General features: G+C 70.5%; 15 protein-coding genes. 8 read left to right on the forward strand and 7 right to left on the reverse strand.

Going from position 1 to position 16,891, the window contains the following annotated elements:
* Nucleotides 1-160 precede the first annotated feature (160 nt).
* Both kbl and AB8810_RS18145 read left to right on the forward strand, forming a co-directional pair.
* Entirely contained in the window at nt 161-1,363 is a 1,203-nt protein-coding gene (kbl, locus tag AB8810_RS18140; protein WP_206230645.1) for a glycine C-acetyltransferase, read from the forward strand.
* 2 nt (nt 1,364-1,365) lie between these two features.
* Complete coding sequence (locus AB8810_RS18145; protein ID WP_191825050.1) at nt 1,366-1,758, forward strand: HNH endonuclease; 393 nt, start codon at nt 1,366-1,368, stop codon at nt 1,756-1,758.
* Here AB8810_RS18145 and AB8810_RS18150 read toward each other — a convergent pair.
* The 4 genes from AB8810_RS18150 to AB8810_RS18165 form a co-directional block, all read right to left on the reverse strand.
* Entirely contained in the window at nt 1,709-2,500 is a 792-nt protein-coding gene (locus AB8810_RS18150; RefSeq protein ID WP_191825096.1) for a pseudouridine synthase, read from the reverse strand. The genes AB8810_RS18145 and AB8810_RS18150 overlap by 50 nt on opposite strands.
* Before the next feature lie 91 nt (nt 2,501-2,591).
* Entirely contained in the window at nt 2,592-3,098 is a 507-nt protein-coding gene (locus AB8810_RS18155; RefSeq protein WP_179570604.1) for a hypothetical protein, read from the reverse strand.
* 292 nt (nt 3,099-3,390) lie between these two features.
* The gene (locus tag AB8810_RS18160) at nt 3,391-4,485 is read right to left on the reverse strand and encodes an OmpA family protein (protein WP_145701647.1); all 1,095 of its coding nucleotides are present in this window, start codon (nt 4,483-4,485) and stop codon (nt 3,391-3,393) included.
* A gap of 275 nt (nt 4,486-4,760) precedes the next feature.
* On the reverse strand, nt 4,761-5,672 hold the full coding sequence (locus AB8810_RS18165; RefSeq protein ID WP_369914449.1) for a LysR family transcriptional regulator: 912 nt from the start codon (nt 5,670-5,672) through the stop codon (nt 4,761-4,763).
* 95 nt (nt 5,673-5,767) lie between these two features.
* On the opposite strand from AB8810_RS18165, the gene AB8810_RS18170 reads away from it, so the two are divergent.
* From AB8810_RS18170 to AB8810_RS18185, 4 genes are read left to right on the forward strand one after another with little or no spacing between them, the layout of a single operon-like run.
* Nucleotides 5,768-7,003 carry an MFS transporter gene (locus tag AB8810_RS18170; RefSeq protein WP_369914450.1) on the forward strand — a complete coding sequence of 412 codons (1,236 nt, stop codon included), beginning with the start codon at nt 5,768-5,770 and terminating at the stop codon, nt 7,001-7,003.
* Nucleotides 7,000-8,265, forward strand: coding sequence for an SGNH/GDSL hydrolase family protein (locus AB8810_RS18175; RefSeq protein WP_369914451.1), 1,266 nt, complete (start codon nt 7,000-7,002; stop codon nt 8,263-8,265). The genes AB8810_RS18170 and AB8810_RS18175 overlap by 4 nt, the downstream gene beginning before the upstream one ends.
* Before the next feature lie 51 nt (nt 8,266-8,316).
* Nucleotides 8,317-9,351 carry an aldo/keto reductase gene (locus tag AB8810_RS18180; RefSeq protein WP_369914452.1) on the forward strand — a complete coding sequence of 345 codons (1,035 nt, stop codon included), beginning with the start codon at nt 8,317-8,319 and terminating at the stop codon, nt 9,349-9,351.
* A gap of 50 nt (nt 9,352-9,401) precedes the next feature.
* The gene (locus AB8810_RS18185) at nt 9,402-10,427 is read left to right on the forward strand and encodes a zinc-binding alcohol dehydrogenase family protein (protein ID WP_369914454.1); all 1,026 of its coding nucleotides are present in this window, start codon (nt 9,402-9,404) and stop codon (nt 10,425-10,427) included.
* A gap of 187 nt (nt 10,428-10,614) precedes the next feature.
* Here the strand turns inward: AB8810_RS18185 and AB8810_RS18190 are convergent, their stop codons facing one another.
* Nucleotides 10,615-11,667 carry a hypothetical protein gene (locus tag AB8810_RS18190; protein WP_369914455.1) on the reverse strand — a complete coding sequence of 351 codons (1,053 nt, stop codon included), beginning with the start codon at nt 11,665-11,667 and terminating at the stop codon, nt 10,615-10,617.
* Nucleotides 11,668-11,928: 261 nt separating this feature from the next.
* On the opposite strand from AB8810_RS18190, the gene AB8810_RS18195 reads away from it, so the two are divergent.
* Entirely contained in the window at nt 11,929-13,977 is a 2,049-nt protein-coding gene (locus AB8810_RS18195; protein ID WP_369914456.1) for an FAD-dependent oxidoreductase, read from the forward strand.
* A 6-nt stretch (nt 13,978-13,983) separates the two neighbouring features.
* Here AB8810_RS18195 and AB8810_RS18200 read toward each other — a convergent pair whose 3' ends face one another.
* Nucleotides 13,984-14,388: a Rap1a/Tai family immunity protein gene (locus tag AB8810_RS18200; protein ID WP_369914458.1), complete on the reverse strand. Its 405-nt coding sequence runs from the start codon at nt 14,386-14,388 to the stop codon at nt 13,984-13,986.
* Between the two features lie 100 nt (nt 14,389-14,488).
* On the opposite strand from AB8810_RS18200, the gene AB8810_RS18205 reads away from it, so the two are divergent.
* Nucleotides 14,489-15,796, forward strand: coding sequence for an MFS transporter (locus tag AB8810_RS18205; RefSeq protein WP_369914459.1), 1,308 nt, complete (start codon nt 14,489-14,491; stop codon nt 15,794-15,796).
* Here the strand turns inward: AB8810_RS18205 and AB8810_RS18210 are convergent.
* Nucleotides 15,765-16,886, reverse strand: coding sequence for an ROK family protein (locus AB8810_RS18210; protein ID WP_369914460.1), 1,122 nt, complete (start codon nt 16,884-16,886; stop codon nt 15,765-15,767). The two genes, AB8810_RS18205 and AB8810_RS18210, sit on opposite strands and share 32 nt — an antisense overlap.
* Between the last annotated feature and the right edge of the window lie 5 nt (nt 16,887-16,891).

Here is a 16,891-nt window from a genome sequence, read left to right on the forward strand (position 1 = left end):
TCCGGCCATGCGACCACGGCCAGTGCGCCATGCTGCGCAGCCGCATTGGTCCGGTGAAATGACTTCGCCGTCGATGCTTATGCCATTTTTGCATGACGCCCGCCGACCTTCGCACACGCCGCGTTAAAATCTCCACCTCTCCCGCCTGCGCGTGCCCGTCATGACCGATTCCCGCCTCACCCAGCACTACGCCGACGAACTGGACGCGATCCGCGCGCAGGGCCTGTTCAAGTCCGAACGCATCATCGTCGGCCCGCAGTCGGCCGAGATCGTGCTGGCCGACGGCCGCCGCGTGCTGAACTTCTGCGCCAACAACTACCTGGGCCTGGCCGACCACCCGGCGCTGATCGCCGCGGCCAAGGACGCGCTGGACACCCACGGCTTCGGCATGGCCTCGGTGCGCTTCATCTGCGGCACCCAGGACCTGCACAAGCAACTGGAAGCGCGTATCGCCGAGTTCTTCGGCACCGAGGACACCATCCTCTACGCCGCCTGCTTCGACGCCAACGGCGGCCTGTTCGAGCCGCTGCTCGGCGAGGCCGATGCGATCATTTCCGACGCGCTCAACCATGCCTCGATCATCGACGGCGTGCGCCTGTGCAAGGCCAAGCGCTTCCGCTACGCCAACTGCGACATGGCCGACCTGGAAGCGCAGCTGCAGGCCGCCGACGCGGCCGGCTGCAAGACCAAGCTGATCACCAGCGACGGCGTGTTCTCGATGGACGGCTTCATCGCCCCGCTGGACGAGATCACCGCGCTGGCGAAGCAGTACGGCGCGCTGGTGCATATCGACGAGTGCCACGCCACCGGCTTCCTCGGCGCGACCGGCCGCGGCTCGGCCGAGGTCAAGGGCGTGCTGGACCGGATCGACATCTTCACCGGCACCCTGGGCAAGGCCATGGGCGGCGCGCTGGGCGGCTTCACCACCGGCCGGCGCGAGGTGATCGAACTGCTGCGCCAGCGCTCGCGCCCCTACCTGTTCTCCAATTCGCTGCCGCCGCACGTGGTCGCCGCCGGGATCAAGGCCTTCGCGATGCTGGACGCGGCCGCCGACCTGCGCGCGCAACTGGTCGAGAACACCCGCCACTTCCGCGAGCGCATGGCCGCGGCCGGCTTCGACATCAAGCCCGGCACCCACCCGATCTGCCCGGTGATGCTGTACGACGCGCCGCTGGCGCAGCGCTTCGCCGAGCGGCTGCTGGAGGAAGGCATCTATGCGATCGGCTTCTTCTTCCCGGTGGTGCCCAAGGGGCAGGCGCGGATCCGCACCCAGATCAGCGCTGCGCACACGCGCGCGCAGCTGGACCGGGCGATCGACGCCTTCGTCCGCATCGGCCGCGAGTTGAACGTCATCCCCGCCTGAGCATGCGCACGGTCCTGCGCCAACGGCTGTTGCTGGCGGCGCGGACCGATGCACACGCGCAAGCGCTGGAGGACGGCTGGGAGACGCGCTGCCTGCATTGCCGCCGGCGCCTGCGCCTGCGCGCCGACGGCGAACCGCTCGGGCACAGCACGTTGGAGCACGTGGTGCCGCAGGCCTGGTTCGGCCGCCGCGCGGCAGCGCCGCTATGCGCCCTGGTCGGCGGCGACCCGAACGATGCGCGCAATCTGGCGCTGGCCTGCGCCAGCTGCAACCACACCAAGGGCCGCCATCACGATGCGCGCGGCCCGCAGGATGCGCGCGCCTACGCGGTGGTCGCCGCCCTGCTCAGCGCACGGCTGGCGCGCTGGCGTCCGCTGCCGGCGCCAGCGCCCTGACCTCGGCGGCACTGAGTTCGCGCCAGGCGCCCTTGCCCAGTTCGCCCAGCGCCAGCCCGCCGATCGCCACCCGCACCAGACGCAGCACGCCCAGATCGAGTTCGGCCAGCAGGCGCCGGATCTGCCGGTTGCGGCCCTCGTCCAGTACCACTTCGAGCCAGGCGTGCTTGTCGCCTTGCCGCAGCAGCCGCACCTGCTTGGCGCGCAGCGGCTCGCCGTCGGCGACCACGCCGGCGCACATGCGCGCCAGCAATGCCGCATCGGGCAGCGCATCGACCTGCACGTGATAGGTCTTGTCCGGGCCGCTGGCCGGATCGGCGACCCGCGCCGCCCACTGCGGATCGTTGCAGAACAGCAACAGGCCCTCGCTGGCCTTGTCCAGGCGCCCGACCGGCGCCAGCCAGGGCAATCCGGCGCCGTCGAAACAGCGGTAGACGGTATCGCGGCCGCGCTCGTCCTGCGCGGTGGTGACCAGGCCGCGCGGCTTGTTGAGCATCAGGTACAGGCGCTGCGTGGCGGCCAGCGGAAGGCCATCGAGCGCCAGGCGGTGGCGGCCGCGCAGGATCGGGAATTCGGGATCGGTGACGGTGCGGCCGTCGACCGCGACGCGGCCGGCGGCGATCCAGCGCGCGGCTTCGGTGCGCGAGCACAGGCCGAGCTTGGACAGCGTGCGCGCCAGGCCGTGGCGGGCTTCGCCGGCCGCAGCCGCGCGCGGCGACCGCGGGGCGCTGGCCGCCGGCACCGCGGTGCGCGGCGCGGGGCGGCGGGAACGCGAAGGAGGCTTCACCGCGCGCGCTTCGTACGCAGGCGCGGTCGGCGACCGCGCGCCGCGCTTACTGCTTGTCGACCGGCGCGGCCGCGTCGGGCGCCGGTGCGGCGGCGGGCACTGCGGCTGGCGCCGGACGCGCCTTGACCACGCGCACGCCGCGTGCCTTCATCCAGGCGTCGAACTCTTCGGCGGTCATGCGCTTGCCGTTCTGGCTCATGTCGAAGCGCCACGGGGTGTTGTCGAACGCGGTGGTCGGCTTGTAGGCGGCCGGATCGTTCGGCTTCACCGCGCCGCCGGCCGGCATCGCGTTGGCCAGGCTCTGGCAGCCCTCGGCGCGCAGCCGCAGCAGCACCCGGTCCAGCGACTGGTCGCTGCTGTAGGACTGCGCCAGCACGCCGCTGGGCATGCCCAGCTGCAGGTTGCGCGTGTACAGCTCCGAGGCGATCGGCGCACCGACCGTGGCCGGCAGCGGCAGCGGCTTGGGCAGCACGTCGCCGGAACAATCCGGTGCGGCGTGAGCGGCAGGAATCAAGGCAAGACCAAGCAGGCCGGCCGTAACGATACGCAGCATCGGTTTTTTTCCATTCAGGCGAGACGACGCCGCGAGTGTAGGCAGGGCCAGGCGCAGTTTCAACCGATACCGGCACTGCATGCGCTAAATAATTGGGAAGGCTGAAAAAGTTCAGCTTGGCAGAGAGCTTTTTGCCGCCTTTGTAGGAGCGGCTTCAGCCGCGACATTGGCGTTGCCGGAGAGGAACTGTCGCGGCTGAAGCCGCTCCTACAAAAGCGCGCGAGGTTTTCCGGGCGCACAAAAACAAAGCCCGGCGCGAGGCCGGGCTTTGCTTGAAGCATGAAGCGTCCGATTAGTTCTGGACGTTCAGCTCGGTACGACGGTTCTTCGCACGGCCTTCCGGGTTGTCCGAACCATCCGGGTTGGTGTTCGGCGCAATCGGGCGGCTCTCGCCGTAGCCGATCGGACCGACCAGACGCGAAGCGTCCACGCCGTTCTTGGTCAGGTAGTCATACACGGTGGTCGCACGACGCTCGGACAGCTTCTGGTTGTAAGCGTCGGTACCCTTCGAGTCGGTGTGACCGGCGACCTCGACCTTCAGGTCGGGGTAACGCTTCAGGATCTCGGTGGCTTCGCTCAGGATCGCGATCGCGTCCGGACGCAGGGTCGACTTGTTGAAGTCGAAGTTGACGCCCTTCAGGTCGATCGAGACCGGCACCGGGCAACCGTCCGGACCGATGGTCTGGCCAGGCTGGGAGGTCGGGCACTTGTCGTCGCAGTTGTTGACGCCGTCACCGTCGTCGTCCAGGTCCGCGCAGCTCGGGGCAGCGGTCGGAGCCGGAGCGGCAACCGGAGCCGACGGCGGCGGGCCGAGCGGGATCACGACGCCGACCGAAGCCAGCACGTCGCCGAACCAGTTCTCGGACGGAGCGGCAACGCTCTGGTCGTCGAAGTCAGCGCGGTAGGCCACTTCGGCACGCACGGCAACGCGCTTGTCGAAGGTGGTCTGCAGACCGACGCCGGCCTTGGCGGCAAAGTTGCCGTCCTTGCGCTGGCCCGGGGACACGGCGCCGCCGGTGTCGAACTCTTCTTCCGAACGCTGGTAGCCCAGACCGAACAGCAGGTACGGGTTCCAGCCACGGCCTTCCTGGATGAAGTGGCGACGCAGGTCGAACGAGATGCCGTACTGGCTCCAGTTCAGGTCCTGGTTGGCGTCGAAGTTCGGGTTCTGATAGTTCAGTTCACCGTCGATCGACCAGTTCGGGCTGACGAACTTGCCCAGACCCAGGGTGACGAACGGGGCGTCGTTGGTCAGACGGTCGTTGTCCTGGAAGTTGAAACCGGCCGAACCGGTCAGGTACCAGCGGTCGTCGAATTCCTGTGCGGACGCTGCCTGGGCGACGGCCAGACCGCCCAGCAATGCGGCGGTGAGAATTTTCTTGTTCATTAATACAGCTCCTTGTTTCGGGGATATAGAAACCGATAGGGCATGGTTCAGTACAGATGTCTCGTCACATCCAGACGGCCGTTCCGCACGCCATCGCCGCGCACATTATGCTCGGCATGGTGAAGACCGCGTTAACAGGCACGTAACATGTGAAACCCACGGCCAGACCCTCGGCGCTCGTGGATACACCGTATACAGCTTCATGAAATGATGCAATGCGGTGCTTGGGGCCCTGCCGGCGCTTGTAGACAGTGTGCCGGTCTTGCACGTCCGTCTCACTCCAGGCGCTCCCAGGGCGGCGGATCGGCCAGCTGAACCTGCATGAACTCGACGAAGGCGCGCACCCGCGGCGGCACCAACCGGCGCTGCGGCATCACCGCGTAGATGCCGGTCTCGGCGATCGTGTACTGCGGCAGGACCTGGCGCAGGCGCCCGTGCCGCAGATCCTCCGCCACATGCCAGACCGAATGCAGGGCGATCCCCTGGCCATTCAGCACCGCATCGCGCAGCACTTCGCCGAAGTTGGATTCCAGCGGCCCACCGACCTTGACCGCCACCTCGCCCTCGGCGCCGTGCAGGTGCCAGGTGTCCTGGCGGCCTTCGGCGCCGGTCAGCAGCAGGCAGGCGTGCGCGGCCAGGTCCGCCGGAGTGGCCGGTTCGCCGCGGCGGCGCAGGTAGTCGGGAGCGGCGCACAACACCCGGCGGTTGCCGGCCAGGCGCCGCGCCACCAGGCTGGAATCGCGCAGCGCGCCGATCCGGATCGCCAGGTCGAAGCCCTCGCTGACCAGATCCACCACGTTGTCGCTCAGGTGCACGCTCAGCCGGATGTACGGATACAGGGCCATGAACTGCGGCAGCAGCGGCGACACGTACTGGCGCCCGAACGAGGCCGACATGGTCACCCGCAAGGTGCCGGCGGCGCTGCGGCCGGCTTCGCGCAGGCCGCCGGCCAGCGACTCCAGGTCCTCGACCAGCGCACGGCCCTGTTCGGCCAGCTGCAGGCCTTCGGGCGTGGGATGCAGGCGCCGTGTGGTCCGGTGCAGCAGGCGCACGCCGAGATCGCGCTCGAGCCGCTTCAGCCGCTGGCTGGCGACCGCCACCGACAGGTCCAGACTGCGTGCGGCGGCGCTGATCGACCCCAGGTCGAGCACGCGCAGGAACAGCGCGATGTCGCCGATCCGATCCATTCTCTCGATTCCGTTGAAAGTCACTCAACATATTGCCAGTTTGTGCTGATAAAGCACGGTCATAGGCTGTGGTCCTCCCGCCTTCCGGAACCACCATGCCCCCCTCCCCTTCGCCCGCCACCGCGCCGCCGCCGCGGCTGCCGCTCGCCTTGTTCGCGCTGACCGCCGGCGCGTTCGGCATCGGCACCACCGAGTTCGTGATCATGGGCCTGCTGCTGCAGGTCGCGGCCGACCTGCAGGTCAGTGTGCCCGCGGCCGGGCTGCTGATTTCCGGCTATGCGCTGGGTGTGTTCGTCGGCGCGCCGCTGCTGACCGTGGCCAGCCGGCGCTGGCCGCGCAAGCGCGTGCTGGTGGCGCTGATGCTGGTGTTCACCGCCGGCAACCTGGCCTGCGCGCTGGCGCCGGACTACGCCACGCTGATGGCGGCGCGGGTGGTCACCTCGCTGGCGCACGGCACCTTCTTCGGCGTCGGCGCGGTGGTCGCCACCGGCCTGGTGGCGCCGCAGCGCAAGGCCTCGGCGATCGCCACCATGTTCACCGGACTCACCGTCGCCACCCTGCTGGGGGTGCCGGCCGGCGCCTGGCTGGGCCTGCAGTTCGGCTGGCGCGCGACGTTCTGGGCGGTGGCCGCGATCGGCCTGCTGGCCACCGTGGTGATCGCCGCGCTGGTCCCGGCCAGCGACGACGCCACGCCGGCGCCGCCGCTGCGCGCCGAACTGCACGCAGTCGGTCGCGCGCCGGTGCTGCTCGGGTTGGCGACGACGGTGCTCGGCTATGCCGGCGTGTTCACCGTCTACACCTACATCCAGCCGATCCTGACCCGGGTCACCGGTCTGGCCGACGGCGCGGTGTCGCCGCTGCTGCTGGTGTTCGGGGTGGGCATGATCGTCGGCAACGTGCTCGGCGGGCGCCTGGCCGACCGCCATCCGCGGCAGGCCTTGCCGCTGACCCTGGGCCTGCTGGCGCTGGTGCTGGCGGCGCTGGCCTTCGCGCTGCGCTCGGCGCCGGCGATGGTGCTGTTGGTCGGCCTGCTCGGGGTGGCGGCGTTCGCCACCGTGGCGCCGCTGCAGCTGTGGGTGCTGGGCAAGGCCGGCGACGCCGGACGGCATCTGGCGTCGAGCCTGAACATCGGCGCGTTCAACCTGGGCAATGCGCTGGGCGCCTGGCTCGGCGGACTGGTGATCGGCCACGGCGGCAGCCTGGCGTACTTGCCCTGGGCGGCGGCGCTGGTCACTGCGGCCGGCCTGGCGGTGGCGCTGCTGGCGCTGCGGCTGTCGCCCGCCTCCGAACCTGCGCCGGCGGCGGCCTGCGCCGCGGGCGGTGCGGCATGAGCCGGCGCCTGCACCAGGCCGCGCTGGCCACGGCCTTGCTCGGCGCTGTTGCGTTACCGGCCGGCGCCGCCGAGCGCGACTGGGTCGCGACCTGGCAGGCGAGTCCGCAGCCGCTGTGGGCCGCCGACTTCCCGTTCCCGACCCAGACCCCGTTCAACCTGTGGCGGCAGACCGTGCGCCAGGTGGCGCGGGTCAGCCTGGGCGGCGAGACGGTGCGGGTGGAACTGTCCAACGCCTACGGCCGCGCGCCGTTGCAGATCGGCGCCGCGCACCTGGCGCTGGCCGGCGACGGCGCGGCGATCGTGCCCGGCTCGGACCGCGAGTTGCGCTTCGGCGGACAGCACGCGGTGACCATTCCGCCCGGCGCACCGGTGCTCAGCGATACGGTCGCACTGAGCGTGCCGGACCTGGCCCGGCTCAGCGTCAGCCTGTACCTGCCGCAGCCGACCGCGCCGTCCACCTTCCACTGGGAAGGCTTGCAGAGCGCCTGGCTGGCCGCCGGCGAGCGCACCGCGGATGCGGCGCTGGACGACGCCACGGCGCTGCCGGTGCGACTGTTCGTCAGCGGCATCCAGGTGCGCCGCGCCGACGCCGCCGGCGCGGTGGTGGCGCTGGGCGATTCGATCACCGACGGCGCCGCGTCCACCCCGGGCAGCGACCGGCGCTGGCCGGACCAGCTGGCCACGCGGCTGGCGGCGCAGCGCGTGGCGGTGCTCAACGCCGGGATCTCCGGCGGCCGCGTGCTGCGCGACCGCATGGGCAGCAATGCGCTGGCGCGGCTGGACCGCGACGTGCTGGCGCAACCCGGGGTGCGCACGCTGGTCTTGCTGATCGGCATCAACGACATCAGCTGGTACGCCACGCCGTTCGCGCCGGACGATGCGCCGGTCGCCGCGCAGGAGCTGATCGCCGGCTACCGGCAACTGCTGCAGCGTGCGCAGGCGCGCGGCCTGCGCGTGATCGGCGCCACGCTGACCCCGTTCGAGGGCGCGTTGCCGGACACCCCGATCCGCGGCTACTACAGCGCGGACAAGGAGCGCGTGCGCCAGCAGGTCAATGCGTGGATACGCGATGGCAACGGTTTCGATGCGATCATCGATTTCGACGCCCTGCTCCGCGACCCCGCGCACCCCACCCGCATGCTGCCCGCGTTCGATTCCGGCGACCACCTGCACCCCGGCGATGCCGGCTATGCCGCCATGGCCGAGGCCGCCGCGCGCGTGCTCGGCGAGACGGCCGACACGCACCCCCGCCGCTGCTAAGCCACGCTGATCGCACCTCCCTTCCGTTCCCCCGCATAAGGAATCCTCACCATGGAATACCGTCATCTCGGCGCCTCCGGCTTCAAGGTCCCCGTCCTCAGCTTCGGCACCGGCACCTTCGCCGGTTCGAACGATTTCTTCGCCGCCTGGGGCAATTCGGACGTGGACCAGGCGCGACGCCTGATCGACATCTGCCTGGAGGCCGGGGTCAACCTGTTCGACAGCGCCGACATCTATTCCGGCGGTGCCGCCGAATCGGTGCTGGGCGCGGCGATCAAGGGCCGCCGCGACCAGGTGCTGATCTCGACCAAGGCCACTTTCCGCTTCGACCCCAACGATCCGAACAGCGTCGGCTCCTCGCGCTTCCACCTGCTGCGCGCGGTCGATGCCGCGCTCAAGCGCCTGGACACCGACTACATCGACCTGTTCCAGTTGCACGGCTTCGATGCGAAGACGCCGGTGGAAGAAACCCTGTCCACGCTCGACGACCTGGTCCGTGCCGGCAAGATCCGCTATCTGGGCGTGTCCAATTTCTCCGGCTGGCACCTGATGAAGTCGCTGGCGGTGGCCGACCGCCATGGCTGGTCGCGCTACGTCGCCAATCAGACCTACTACTCGCTGATCGGCCGCGACTACGAGGAAGAACTGATGCCGCTTGGGCTGGACCAGGGCGTCGGCGCGGTGGTGTGGAGCCCGCTGGGCTGGGGCCGGCTGACCGGCAAGCTCCGCCGCGGCCAGCCGCTGCCGGAAAGCAGCCGCCTGCACGACAAGAAGGTCACCGAAGCCGGCCCGCCGGTCGAGGACGAACGCCTGTACCGGGTGATCGACGCGCTCGAGGCGATCGCCGCCGAGACCGGCAAGAGCGTGCCGCAGATCGCGCTGAACTGGCTGCTGCAGCGGCCCACGGTGAGCAGCGTCATCATCGGCGCGCGCAACGAGGAGCAGTTGCGGCAGAACCTGGGCGCGGTCGGCTGGAATCTCGACGCCGCGCAGGTGCAACGGCTGGACGCGGCCAGCGCGGTGGTGCCGCCGTATCCGTACTGGCATCAGCGCGGCTTCGCCGAGCGCAATCCGCGCCCGGTCTGAGTCGAATACGCCGCGCGCCGAAACAACCGCTCCCCACTCCTGGAGACACCATGAAAGCCGTCGCCCTGACCCGTTACCTGCCGATCGACGATCCGCAGTCGCTGTTCGATACAGACCTGCCCCCCCCGCCCGTTCCCACCGGCTTCGACCTGCTGGTGCGGGTCGAAGCGGTGTCGGTCAACCCGGTCGACACCAAGGTGCGCGCCCCCAAGCCGCAGGTGGAAGCACAGCCCAAGGTGCTCGGTTACGACGCCGCCGGCGTGGTCGAGGCGGTCGGCGCCGATGTCGAGGGCTTCGAACCCGGCGACGAGGTCTACTACGCCGGCGACATCAGCCGTTCCGGCAGCAATGCGCAATACCAGTTGGTCGACGCGCGCATCGTCGCGCGCAAGCCGGCGACGCTGGACTTCGCGCAGGCCGCGGCGCTGCCGCTGACCACGCTGACCGCCTGGGAACTGCTGTTCCAGCGCATGCCGTTCGACTTCGACGACGAGCGCAACCGCGGCCGCCGGCTGCTGGTGATCGGCGGCGCCGGCGGCGTCGGCTCGATCGCGATCCAGCTGGCGCGGCACGCCGGCTTCGAGGTCATCGCCACCGCCTCGCGCCAGCAGACCCGCGACTGGTGCCTGCAACTGGGCGCGCAGCACGTGATCGACCACCGCCAGCCGTTGGCGCCGCAGCTGCAGGCGCTGGGCATCGAACAGGTGGATGCGGCGCTGAACCTGGCCGACACCGATCGTTACTGGGACGCGCTCGGCGAACTGGTCGCGCCGCAGGGCCATGTCGGCCTGATCGTGGAACCGGCCGGCGCGCTGCGCATCGGCGATCCGTACAAGGCCAAGTGCATCGGCATCCACTGGGAAATGATGTTCGCGCGGGCGCGCTTCAAGACCGCCGACATGATCGAGCAGCACCGGATCCTGGCGCGCACCGCCAGCCTGATCGACGCCGGCGCGTTGCGCACCACGCTGACCGAGACGCTGGCGCCGATCGATGCGGCCAATCTGCGCGAAGCGCACCGGCGGCTGGAGTCGGGCAGCACCATCGGCAAGCTGGCGCTGGCCGGCTGGGGCTGAACTGCGCCGCCGCGAGCGCCGCGGCGGCGATGGCTGGCGTCGGAACGGCGTCCGCGCCAGCCGTAAAAGGATCGACGGTGGATCTGCCTGCGCAGGTCGCCGGCGGCGATCGCATCGCCGCCGGCGTCCGTGCGCCGTCGCTGCCCCTGGGCGCGGCCGCGGACCGCGTCCGCGCCGGGGTCCGCGCTCATTCGACCGACACGGTGCCCGAGCGCGGGTAGACGCGGTAGATGCGGTTGTTGCTGTTGGAGCGGACCCGGATCTCGTCCCCGGCCACGCCGTCGAGATTGGCGTAACCGACCAGCGTCCACGAACTGCCGAAGCTGCCGGCGCCGTTGATGGTCTGCAGGGTGCCGCTGGCCGGGCGCAGGATCAGCAGGTTGCCGTTGCCGCCCTGCGCCATCGCGACGTCGTTGCCGGCCACGCCGTCCAGGTCGCGCACGCCGTTGTCCAGGGTCGCGTACTGGCTGCCGATCCAGTAGCTGTTCAATGCGCCCGACTTCAGCGAGTAGATCTTCACTTCGCTGGGCAACGCGAGCAGCAGTTCGGCACCGGCGACGCCATTCATGTCGCTGGCGCAGTTGGCGATGTCGGCGCAGATCTTCCAGTTGGGCCCGTTGGTGACCCAGGTCGTGCGCAGCCCTGTATTGCGGCCGTAGACCACCAGGTTGCTGCCGGCTTCCAGCGGAATTTCGGCGCCGGGCAGGCCGTCCATGTCGGCGACGGCGCCGGCGACGACGCGCGAGGCGGTGCCGATGTAGTGGTCGGTGATGCTGCCGTTCCTGGGATAGACGATGCGCAGCAAGGTCGGCGTGGTGATGGCGATCTCGTTGCCGGCGATGGCGTCCACGTCGGCGAATGCGCCGATGTCCCAACTGGTGGTGCCGATATAGATGGCGGCCGTGGTGCGCGCGTAGTGCTTGACGATGGTGAGCTGGTTGCCCTGCTTGAGCACCACCTCCGCGCCGGGCGATCCGTCCACGTCGATGACCGAGGCCAGCGTCCAGGGGGTGTTGCTCAGCGGATAGCGGGTGGCGGCGCTGCCGCTGACGACATTGATTTCGCTGTAGCCGTTGCAGACGGCTTCCAGACTGCCGTTGCCGTCCAGGTCGGCGGTCTGAATCAGTTCCCCGTAATAGGCGGTGGACGTGCTGCACGACTGTGCGAAGACCTGGGAGGGTGCGGCCGCGGCTGCGGCCATGCACAGCGCAAAGCCCATGTTTCGGATCGGATGGCGCATGGGAAACTCCTTTTAGGGGACAGGTTGGCGACGGTCCGGGGTCCTGCCGCATCCGGACCACCGACGATGACGAACGGCGATGGATTCCCCCCTCCGACGCAGCTGGACAAAACCCGTTTCTGGGATTGCGGTCTTGCTGCCCGGCGTCCGCGCCGCGCGCGGGTGCGCCGCTCGGTCGGCGGCCGATCCGCGCGCGCCTCTTGCCGTAGCGCGGGATTCGGGGCAACCTGCGCGCTTCCGTACGCCAGCGTATCCAAAGCCATGTCGCCCGCCTCCGGCCAGCCCGACCCGTCCTCCGCCGCCTATCCGCACCTGTTCGCCCCGCTCGACCTGGGCTTCACCCAGCTGCGCAACCGGGTGCTGATGGGCTCGATGCACACCGGCCTGGAGGATCGCGCGCGCGACTTCCCCAAGCTGGCCGCGTATTTCGCCGAGCGCGCCGCCGGCGGCGCCGGGCTGATCGTCACCGGCGGCTTCGCGCCGAACGTGGTCGGCTGGCTGAAGCCGTTCGGCGGCAAGCTGTCGTGGCCGTGGGAAGTGCGCCCGCACCGGCAGGTGACGCGCGCGGTGCACGACCACGGCGCCAAGATCTGCCTGCAGCTGCTGCATGCCGGGCGCTATGCCTACCACCCGCTGTCGGTGGCGCCGTCGAAGCTGAAGGCGCCGATCAATCCGTTCACGCCGCGCGCCTTGTCCGCCCGCGGGGTCGAGCGCCAGATCGGCGCCTATGCGCGCGCCGCGCGGCTGGCGCGCGAGGCCGGCTACGACGGCGTCGAAGTGATGGGTTCGGAAGGCTATCTGATCAACGAGTTCGTGGCCCCGCGCAGCAATCGCCGCGACGACGCCTGGGGCGGCGACGCGACCAGGCGCATGCGCTTCGCGGTGGAGATCGTGCGCCAGATCCGCGAGGCCTGCGGGCCGGACTTCATCATCATCTACCGGCTGTCGCTGGTGGACCTGGTCGAGGACGGCAGCGACTGGCAGGAGATCGTGGCGCAGGCGCAGGCGATCGAGGCGGCCGGCGCGACGCTGATCAACTCCGGCATCGGCTGGCACGAGGCGCGCGTGCCGACCATCGCCACCTCGGTGCCGCGCGCCGCGTTCGCCGGCGTCACCGCCAAGCTCAAGCCGCACGTGCGGGTGCCGCTGATCGCCACCAACCGCATCAACATGCCCGACGTGGCCGAGCGCATCCTCGCCGGCGGCGGCGCCGACATGGTGTCGCTGGCGCGACCGCTGCTGGCCGATCCGCAATGGCCGAACAAGGCGCGGCGCGGCCAGGCGCAGGCGATCAACACCTGCATCGCCTGCAACCAGGCATGCCTGGACCACGTGTTCGAGAACAAGACCGCCAGTTGCCTGGTCAATCCGCGCGCCGCGGCCGAGACCGAACTGAACTACCTGCCCACGACGGCGCCCCGGCGCGTGGCCGTGGTCGGCGCCGGCCCGGCCGGACTGGCCTGCGCCACGGTAGCGGCCGAACGCGGCCACCGCGTCACCCTGTTCGACAGCGCCGCGGAAATCGGCGGCCAGTTCAACGTGGCCAAGCGCATTCCCGGCAAGGAAGAGTTCCACGAGACGCTGCGCTATTTCCGCCACCAGCTCGAGGCCACCGGCGTGGACGTGCGCCTGCACACCACCGCCGATGCGGCGCTGCTGGCCGGTTTCGACGAGGTGGTGCTGGCCACCGGCATTCTGCCGCGCGCGGTGGATTTCCCCGGCGCCGATCATCCCAACGTGGTCAGCTATCTCGACGTGCTGCAGGGCCGGGTGCAGGCGGCGGACAAGGTCGCGATCATCGGCGCCGGCGGCATCGGGTTCGACGTCGGCGAGTTCCTGGTGCACGCCGGCGTATCGACCGCGCTGGACCCGGCGCGCTGGATGGCCGAATGGGGCGTGGATCCGCAGTTCGAGGCGCGCGGCGCGTTGCGCAAGCCGCAGCCGGAAGCGCCGGCGCGCAAGGTGTGGCTGCTGCAGCGCAGTGCCGGCCGTCCCGGCGCGCGCCTGGGCAAGACCACCGGCTGGATCCACCGCGCCACGCTGAAGGCCAAGGGCGTCACCATGCTCGGCGGGGTCGAGTACCTGGGCATGGACGACACCGGCCTGCGCATCCGCGTGGACGGCACCGAGCAGGTGCTGCCGGTCGGCACCGTGGTGGTCTGCGCCGGCCAGGAGCCGCGCCGCGACCTGCACGATGCGCTGCTGGCGGCCGGTCGCAAGCCGCACCTGATCGGCGGCGCCGACGTCGCCGCGGAACTGGATGCCAAGCGCGCCATCGCCCAGGGCAGCCGCCTGGCGGCGCAGTTGTAGGCGCGCTTACCTGGAGCAGGGAAACGACGCGCGCAACGCCTGGATCACCGCGATCGAGGCGCGCTGCTGCAACTGGGCCGGCGGTAACGCGCTCAGCGCGGTGTACACGCGATCGGCCAGTTCGTGCCGCAGCACGCCGGCCCCGGCGCACCATTGCACGCCTTCAGCGCCGTCGGCGACACCGGCGATGTAGAACTTCGCCGCTTCGCTGGCCTGCTGGCGATGGCGTTCGGCCAGGTGCGGTTCCAGCCCGGAAACGGCATCCGGATCGCCCTTGAGCAGTTGCAGCAAGTGCGTCCCGGATAGTTGATAGACACCGGCGTTCGATGTCTGCGCAGGCGCTGCCAGCACAGGCGTCGCGCCGCCAGCCGACACGCAAAGCGCGAACAGGAACGGGATGCGCAGGGACATGGAAACCTCGGATCGCTCGGGCCGATGCCGCCGATCCTAGCAGGCACCGATCTGCTGGCCCGGACTCGGTGCTGTCGCATCGCGACGCTATAACGCGCAGATGCATCGCACCTCGCCCACACTGCCCTCGCTGCCGCACGCGGCGCTGGCGGCGTATGCCTGCGCGCATTTCGGCAAGAGCCTGCTGTGGTACGCCGGCGAACTGCTGCTGATCTATTCGCTGACCGAACACGCCGGACTGGAGGCAACCGCCGCCGGGCTGGTATTGGCGCTGGGCCTGCTGGTCAGCGCGGCGATCGGCCTCGGCGCCGGCTGGAGCCTGCGCCGGCAGCTGCGTGGGGTGGCAAGCATCGGGCGCCTGCAATGGCTGGGCCTGAGCGCGGCGGCGCTGGCGCTGCTGCTGGTGTTCGCCGCGCCGCTGCTGCCGGCGCCGCTGCGGCTGGGCTACGTGCTGGTGCTCAGCCTGCTGTTCCGCATCGCCTACGCGGTCTGCGACGTGGCACAGAACACCTTGTTGAGCCTGGTGCGTTGGCCGTGGCGCGGCCACGACGGCGCCAGCGCATTGCGCCTGGCCGGCAGCGGCATCGCGGCGCTGCTGATCAGCGTGATCGTTGGCGCGATGCTGGCGCGCGGCGCCGAGGGCGCGGCCTTCGCACTGCAGGCCAGCGCCCTGTTGGCCGCGGTGGCGGCGTCATGCGCCTGGCATCTGCGGCGCACGCTACTGCGTGAGGGCGCATCGCCCGCGGGCGCCATCGCCGACGCACCGACGCGCACCGAGCCGGCGCCGTGCTGGCGCGCGATTCCCTGGCAGCCGCTGCTGCTGATCGTCGCGATCTCGCTGACCCTGCCCGCCTTCACCAAACTGGCGCCGTACGTGGCCGCCTACGGCCTGCTCTCGCCAGGCTGGGGCAGCGCGGTGCTGATCGCCTATGCGCTGGGGTCGGTGCTGGTGCAGCCGCTGGCCGCTCGGCTGGGCCGGCACCATCCGCCGCGGCAACGGCTGGCCTGGCTCGGCGTGGCGCTGCTGCTGAGCGCGCCACTGTTCGCGCTGGCGCTGCCGGCGCAGCCGCAGCTGAGTCTGCTGGCGGCCGCATGCATCGGCGCGATCGGCGGCAGCAGCGGCCAATTGGTCTGGGCGTGGCATGCACAATTGACCACCAAGCGCGCGGTTGCCCAGCACGCGCTGTGCTTCGCCGCATTGGTCGCCAGCGCGCAGCTTGCGCTGGCGGCCGGCATCGCCGTAATCGGACTGCTGCTGGGCGCGGTGGACTACCGCGAGAGCCATTGCCTGCTGTTGCGCTGGGCGATGGCCGCCGGTCCGCTGGCCTGCGGCGCGCTGTGCCTGCTGTTGGCGTTGCTGTCGGGGCGCCGCCCGCTCAGGCGAAGAAGGCTCGCTGCAATGGCATGAGCGCCGCGCCCAGGGTCACCGCGTCGCCCGCGGTACGCGCGATGCGCAGTTCCGGCAGCGGCGGCGCCAGCCCATGCCGGTTGGGCGCACGAGGAATACGGATGCGTTCGATGAGGCGCTCGCCGATCGGCGCCGGCAGGCGCCCGCCGATGACGATCGCCTGCGGATCCAGGGTGTAGGCCAGGTACGCGCACAGCTGCGAGAACGGCGCTTCGGCCAGCGCCAGCCAGGCGTCCACGCCCGGGCTGTGCGGGCCGATGTCGCCCAGCATCTGCTCCACGCCGGCGTAGTCCTGCCCGGCCGCGCGCGCCAGCGCCAGCAATGCATCCAGGTTCGGGTAGGCCATGCCGCCGACGGTCCAGATGCCGCCGAACTCGCCGGCGTTGCCGCGATGGCCGCGGAACAGACGGCCGTCGGCGATGATGCCGCCGCCGAAGCCGTTGGTCAGGTGCAGGTAGGCGAAGTCGCGACAGTCGCGGCCGACCCCGTACAGGCTCTCGGCCACCGCCGCCGCCGCGCCGTCGTTCTCCACCGTGACCGCGCAGCCCAGCGCGTCTTCCAGGATCGGCCCCAGCTCGACCTGGGTCCAGTCCTCCAGCGCCGGTGGCCCGGCCATCTGCTGGCCCTGTCCGGTGAAGAAGGCCGAGACCGCCATGCCCGCGCCGACCACCCGCGCCGGATCCACACCGGTTTCGGCGAACAGTTCCTCGCGGAACCGCAGCAGCTGCGCCAGCACCGGGGCGCGCCGCATGTCGGCCAGGCCGATGCGACGCTGGCCGCGCACCGCGCCGGCGAAATCGACCAGGGCCAGCGCCACTACGTCGCCCATCAGGCCAATGCCGAACGCGTAGGCGTAGTCCGGGGCCAGACGCACATCGACGCTGGGGTTGCCACGGCCTTCGGCGGCGCGCGCGCCGAGCTGCACCATCTTGTCCTGGACGAAGCCCTGCAGCAGGCGTGCAACCGTGGGCTGCGACAGGCCCAGGTCGCGGCTCAGCGCCGCCTGGGTCTGCACCCCTGCCTTGAACACACGGTCGAGCAACTGGCGGCCGCCGGCGCTGACGCGCGGCGGGAAATCGGCATGGAGCATGGGAC

The organism is Xanthomonas sp. NCPPB 3005, from assembly GCF_041228095.2.
Taxonomy (GTDB): domain Bacteria; phylum Pseudomonadota; class Gammaproteobacteria; order Xanthomonadales; family Xanthomonadaceae; genus Xanthomonas_A; species Xanthomonas_A bonasiae.

Excerpts from the sequence above, each read along its gene's own strand:
- AB8810_RS18175 (WP_369914451.1), top strand. The coding sequence starts at position 7,000 with ATGAGCCGGCGCCTGCACCAGGCCGCGCTGGCCACGGCCTTGCTCGGC.
- AB8810_RS18210 (WP_369914460.1), bottom strand. The coding sequence starts at position 16,886 with ATGCTCCATGCCGATTTCCCGCCGCGCGTCAGCGCCGGCGGCCGCCAG.
- AB8810_RS18195 (WP_369914456.1), top strand. The coding sequence starts at position 11,929 with ATGTCGCCCGCCTCCGGCCAGCCCGACCCGTCCTCCGCCGCCTATCCG.
- AB8810_RS18185 (WP_369914454.1), top strand. The coding sequence starts at position 9,402 with ATGAAAGCCGTCGCCCTGACCCGTTACCTGCCGATCGACGATCCGCAG.
- AB8810_RS18165 (WP_369914449.1), bottom strand. The coding sequence starts at position 5,672 with ATGGATCGGATCGGCGACATCGCGCTGTTCCTGCGCGTGCTCGACCTG.
- AB8810_RS18190 (WP_369914455.1), bottom strand. The coding sequence starts at position 11,667 with ATGCGCCATCCGATCCGAAACATGGGCTTTGCGCTGTGCATGGCCGCA.
- AB8810_RS18145 (WP_191825050.1), top strand. The coding sequence starts at position 1,366 with ATGCGCACGGTCCTGCGCCAACGGCTGTTGCTGGCGGCGCGGACCGAT.
- AB8810_RS18160 (WP_145701647.1), bottom strand. The coding sequence starts at position 4,485 with ATGAACAAGAAAATTCTCACCGCCGCATTGCTGGGCGGTCTGGCCGTC.
- AB8810_RS18155 (WP_179570604.1), bottom strand. The coding sequence starts at position 3,098 with ATGCTGCGTATCGTTACGGCCGGCCTGCTTGGTCTTGCCTTGATTCCT.
- AB8810_RS18205 (WP_369914459.1), top strand. The coding sequence starts at position 14,489 with ATGCATCGCACCTCGCCCACACTGCCCTCGCTGCCGCACGCGGCGCTG.
- kbl (WP_206230645.1), top strand. The coding sequence starts at position 161 with ATGACCGATTCCCGCCTCACCCAGCACTACGCCGACGAACTGGACGCG.
- AB8810_RS18200 (WP_369914458.1), bottom strand. The coding sequence starts at position 14,388 with ATGTCCCTGCGCATCCCGTTCCTGTTCGCGCTTTGCGTGTCGGCTGGC.
- AB8810_RS18180 (WP_369914452.1), top strand. The coding sequence starts at position 8,317 with ATGGAATACCGTCATCTCGGCGCCTCCGGCTTCAAGGTCCCCGTCCTC.
- AB8810_RS18170 (WP_369914450.1), top strand. The coding sequence starts at position 5,768 with ATGCCCCCCTCCCCTTCGCCCGCCACCGCGCCGCCGCCGCGGCTGCCG.